This is a genomic window from Paenibacillus sp. P4_E11, assembly GCF_056401635.1.
On the sequence record NZ_JBFUIX010000466.1, the window covers coordinates 1 to 1,407 of the forward strand.

General features: G+C 39.0%; 1 protein-coding gene. It reads right to left on the minus strand.

What is annotated here, in order from left to right; genetic code table 11:
* Positions 1 to 440 (minus strand): pyridoxamine 5'-phosphate oxidase family protein (locus AC1DWB_RS35165; protein WP_477545705.1); only part of this gene is annotated, 440 nt, incomplete at its 3' end.
* Between the last annotated feature and the right edge of the window lie 967 nt (positions 441 to 1,407).

Here is a 1,407-nt window from a genome sequence, read left to right on the forward strand (position 1 = left end):
GTATTGAATACAGCGGACCTGTATTTGTCTACATGCTGCTTGGACAACGGGCGGTTATAATAACCAGGCACATATTTTTGGAGCATTTCCTGCAACATGTATGTAGCTTCGTCCAGATCAACGATGAGCTCGGCCTTGCCGAAAATCATAACACTCATATATGCAGTGTCCGTCTTAGCTGGTACTGGATCGGTAATGGTTCCATATTCTTCACAAACCGTAAAACAGACCTCTGGATTCGCACTCATGACCTGATTACGTCTCCCGCCTGTGGCTCCATGAAAATAAAGCTTCTCATTTACCCAGACAAAATTGAGCGGAACAACATATGGCAACTGACCATCAACCATACCGAGATGGCCAATTCGCGCTTTACTCAGGAAGGCTTCAATTTTGTCACGATCCAATACTTCTCTTATCTTGTAACGAACCATATCCATTCTCAACCACTCCTACAATACTGAATTATTTTCGTTAGTATAGCAGTCATTGGAGTGAATTAGTACATCCATAAATACACTAATCAAGCAGTCCATATTTTTTGATTTGAGTGCGCGATATACTATCCAAACTCTTATTAATATCAGTGAATTTCTGAATATCCTTCTAAGATTTCTTCTAACATTGGTACGATTGTTATTCCTCGAACACATAATAAAAAATTAGCCGATCACCGCGTCGCATTCGAACGTAGAAATATTAAACACAAAAAAGCCTTGCTCTGCAAAGCTTTCATCCGCTATTTCCCTAACGTACAAAACCCTCTCGCTCCACTGGCAGCGTGGCGGTCATCCTTTCGATCCCCCTAGGCTCTATAAAGAAAAATGCCTTTTGAACACAAGGATTTCCGAGTGTTTAAAGGCTTTTTTGCATGTTGGAATAATGCTCCTAACTGTTCGTGGTCACACGTTTGGTCACACTGAGCTTATTTTTATGGGAATTTGACTAAACTGCAAGCCTCTTAATTTGTATGCGCTTGCCATCTTCATCTTATCCGGCGCTTACGACAAACCAGTAACCGTACACGATTTGACCGTGTACGGCACTTGCATGATTAGTCTCTCGCAAGGACTACCTACCATACCTAGGTATCAGGGATATAATATAGAAATCAATATGAATAGTGTGCGATGGTTGGAAGGATGAAGTTAAGGCTTTAAAGTGAATAGAACACGCGTTTGGAAGGTATTGGATATTATGGTGGCGAAATATGTAGAATGGTGTATTTCTAAAGTCATTAGCTTTATGTAGCTTAATTAATATATGCACCATTATTCGACAGTAATTACAACTATTAAATTTGATCTGCAATTACTTAAGTAGGTTTGAGAAATAAAAATTTGAATTTACCGAATCTTTACTTACGGTAAAATTCTGCATTTAAATTATGACTAATTCAAATGAAGG